This window comes from Archangium sp., from assembly GCF_036388035.1.
GTDB lineage: Bacteria > Myxococcota > Myxococcia > Myxococcales > Myxococcaceae > Archangium.
Map to the genome: position 1 here is coordinate 1 of NZ_DASVSO010000679.1, position 2,575 is coordinate 2,575.

Consider the following 2,575-nt stretch of genomic DNA (forward strand, 5'->3'; position numbering starts at 1 on the left):
TCGGAGAAGTTCGAGGCCCACTATATGGACCAGGTGCTCGGCCCCCTGCCCGAGTGCAAGCAGCTGTTGCAGGACCGCTCGCCCTGCCTGCACATCGACCACAACCGGCGCAGCCCCATCCTCTTCATCCAGCCCCGGCACGACGCCTGGGTGCCCGTCCGGGAGACGGAGGAGATGGTGCGCACGCTGCGCGCCAACGGCGTGCCCACGGCGGTGCTGCAGGTGGAGGGCGAGCCGCGCGCCCCGCGAGGCGCCTGGGAGCTCAAGCGGATGCTGGAGGCCGAGCTGTCCTTCTACTCGCGGGTGATGGGCTTCCCGCTCGCCGAGCCGCTGGAGCCGGTGGCCCTCGAGCCGGCCCTGGCCGAGCCCTCGCGCCGCTGAGCACCGGGAGGGTCGCGCCCGATGGCCTGCTCCCAGGCTGTCGGGCCGCATGAAGGGGACGAGCGGGCGAGCGCCGTGAGCGCTCCCCTGTTCCCGGGGAACGAGCCAGCGAGCCCCGGTTGAAGCAGGAGCCCGGGATTGTCAGCTTCCCTACACGGTCGCCGTGGACGCGGCCGGGAGGCTCGCACCGGGAGCGCGGATGAATCCAAGCCAGGTATCGCCGTGGGAGTGGGGGCTCTTCGGGGTCATCGTGCTGGTGATGATCGTCGTCGACCTGCTCGCCCACCACCACAAGCACGGAGAGTCGAAGAAGGCGGCGTACGTCTGGAGCGTCGCGTGGATCCTCGTGGGCCTGGCCTTCGGGGGGTTCGTCTGGGCGAGGCACGGGGGCACCATCGCGCAGGAGTACCTGGGGGCCTACCTCATCGAGAAGAGCCTCAGCCTGGACAACCTCTTCGTCTTCCTCGTCATCTTCTCCAGCCTGAACGTGCCCGAGGACAAGCAACGCGGCGTGCTCTTCTGGGGCATCTTCGGGGCACTCATCTTCCGGGCCATCTTCATCGCCCTGGGGTTGGAGGCGCTGGAGCGCTGGCACTGGGTCGTCTACATCTTCGGCGCCATCCTGCTCGTCGCGGCCTTCCGCGTGGCGCACCGCCACCCCTCGGAGGAGTCCGACAACAAGGCGGTGGACTGGCTGAGCAAGCGCCTGCCGGTGACGAAGGAGTTCGAGGGTGAGAAGTTCTTCACGAAGGTGAATGGCAGGCGGATGGGGACGCCGCTGCTCATCGCGCTGCTGTCCATCGAGCTGACGGACGTGGCCTTCGCCATCGACTCGGTGCCGGCGGCGCTGTCGGTGAGCCACAACCTCTTCGTCGTCTACACGTCCAACGTCTTCGCCATCCTCGGGCTGCGCGCGCTCTACATCGCGCTGGCCAAGACGGTGCACGAGCTGCGCTACCTGCACTGGGGGCTGGCCGCGGTGCTCGGGTTCGCCGGGTTGAAGATGATCGTCTCGGACTGGATTCACGTGCCGCCGCTGCTCTCGGTGGCGATCATCGTGGTGTGCATCGGCGCCTCGGTGTGGCTGAGCCTGCACGCGCGCAAGAAGCAGCAGCGGAGGATGCAGGCGCCGCGGGACGAGCAGCCCCGCGGCGGGAGGCACGAAGAGCTCCACGCGTGAGCCGTGAGGCGCTCTACATGACGACGCCCGAAATCCTCTCCAGCACCGTACGGAGTTCCTCGGCCGTCGTGTCGAGCCGCTCCGCCACCGTGGGCGCGTGGTACGTCAGCGCCACCACGCTTGCCTCTTGTTCCGCGAGGCCCTCGATGACCACCGGACCGAACAGACCGGGCCACTCCAAGCGGGCCAGTTCCGCCGCGCGCCTGACTGGGTCCAGTATGGTGAAGCACGGCCAGCGTGGCAGTTGAATCGTCTTCATGTCGCAGTTGTAGAACCGGCAGGCGTCGAGCCGGGCCTCGGAGAAGTCGCAGTCCGTCACTCCGCCGAGCCGCCACTTGTCGATGGAGTCCTCGCGGAAGCCGAAGTCGTTGCCGGTAAACCGGCCCTTGAACCGGCACCCCATCAACCCCATCCTCGCCCAGCGCAGGTTCTTCAACTCGCTCTTCGCCTGGATGGTGCAGTCGACCAGCTGCCCCGACAACAGGTGCAGCCACCGCGTGGCGACGCTGATGACAAGGGTGCAGTGGCGAAGCGTGACGTTTGGGCCGAGCCAGTAGATGGCGTGCTTGGGAAACTCCAACCGCTCGCCTTCAAGCTCTCGGTTCTCGTAGTGGATGTTGGGAGTCACGCGCCCCTCAGAAGAAGATCATGCGGAAGAAGGTGCTCGCCATCCGGCGCCCGTGCAGCGCGAAGTTGGACTCCGTACCAGACAGGATCTCGTAGTGGTAGCTCTGGCCTGCCGGGCCCGTGACGTCCACGCCTCGCTCGTTCCAGGATAGATGCGGGAAGCGGTCAGCCACCTGTCTCTCGACCCACCGCCCACGCGCCTGCCGCTCCTGCAGATTCGCCCAGTGCTCTTTTCCCCTCTTCCGCAGCTCGCGGATGGCGTCGCGCTCCGCCTCCGACAGCTCGGCCCGGGACCACTTCGCTGCCTCCTCCTTCACGGCCGCCTGCAGCTCGTCGCCCAGCCTGTCCTCCGTCGGTATGTCCTTGTAGCTCCTGCCCCGTGGGAGG

At 67.5% G+C, this 2,575-nt stretch carries 3 protein-coding genes and 1 pseudogene; 2 read left to right on the plus strand and 2 right to left on the minus strand.

The window, feature by feature from the left end; genetic code table 11:
- Together VF697_RS27725 and VF697_RS27730 are read left to right on the plus strand one after the other, a co-directional pair.
- The coding region (locus VF697_RS27725) for an alpha/beta hydrolase family protein (RefSeq protein WP_331099741.1) at positions 1-381 on the plus strand (381 nt) is incomplete at its 5' end.
- Positions 382-580: 199 nt separating this feature from the next.
- Positions 581-1,561, plus strand: a complete 981-nt coding sequence (locus tag VF697_RS27730) for a TerC family protein (protein ID WP_331099742.1) — start codon at positions 581-583, stop codon at positions 1,559-1,561.
- A 13-nt stretch (positions 1,562-1,574) separates the two neighbouring features.
- Here VF697_RS27730 and VF697_RS27735 read toward each other — a convergent pair whose 3' ends face one another.
- Both VF697_RS27735 and VF697_RS27740 read right to left on the minus strand, forming a co-directional pair.
- Complete coding sequence (locus tag VF697_RS27735; protein ID WP_331099743.1) at positions 1,575-2,189, minus strand: hypothetical protein; 615 nt, start codon at positions 2,187-2,189, stop codon at positions 1,575-1,577.
- A 7-nt stretch (positions 2,190-2,196) separates the two neighbouring features.
- A pseudogene (locus VF697_RS27740) lies at positions 2,197-2,575 on the minus strand (hypothetical protein); the annotation flags it as partial.

What these genes read in the sequence shown, in the direction of transcription:
- VF697_RS27730 (WP_331099742.1), top strand. Translation starts at nt 581, where the DNA reads ATGAATCCAAGCCAGGTATCGCCGTGGGAGTGGGGGCTCTTCGGGGTC.